Raw genomic sequence first — 515 nt, forward strand, 5'->3', positions numbered from 1 at the left:
GGTGGGACAGATGATTGGGGTGAAGTCGTAACAAGGTAGCCGTATCGGAAGGTGCGGCTGGATCACCTCCTTTCTATGGAGAATTGATAAGCGCTGCTTATCAATATAAGTTTCCGTGTTTCGTTTTCGTTTAGTTTTGAGAGTTCAATTCAGTATTGACTCTTAAATGAGGATATGATATAAATAAATCCTGCAATTTGTATGGGCCTATAGCTCAGCTGGTTAGAGCGCACGCCTGATAAGCGTGAGGTCGATGGTTCGAGTCCATTTAGGCCCACCATACATTTTGGGGCCTTAGCTCAGCTGGGAGAGCGCCTGCCTTGCACGCAGGAGGTCAGCGGTTCGATCCCGCTAGGCTCCACCAAAAAGCTATTTTAAATAGCAAATGGTATGTTCTTTGAAAACTAGATAACAGTGTAGCTCATATTTTTTAATTTTTAGTTTGGTTAAGTTAGAAAGGGCGCACGGTGGATGCCTTGACACTAGGAGTCGATGAAGGACGGGACTAACGCCGA

General features: G+C 45.2%; 2 tRNA genes and 1 rRNA gene. All 3 read left to right on the forward strand.

Annotated elements, in window-relative coordinates:
- Positions 1–73, forward strand: a 16S ribosomal RNA gene (locus tag EBQ15_RS30925); the annotation flags it as partial.
- Positions 74–203: 130 nt separating this feature from the next.
- Positions 204–280, forward strand: a tRNA-Ile gene (locus EBQ15_RS30930).
- Between the two features lie 8 nt (positions 281–288).
- Positions 289–364, forward strand: a tRNA-Ala gene (locus EBQ15_RS30935).
- Positions 365–515: the final 151 nt, after the last annotated feature.

The sequence above is a fragment of the Bacillus sp. 2D03 genome, from assembly GCF_003946765.1.
Lineage (GTDB): Bacteria > Bacillota > Bacilli > Bacillales > Bacillaceae_G > Bacillus_A > Bacillus_A cereus.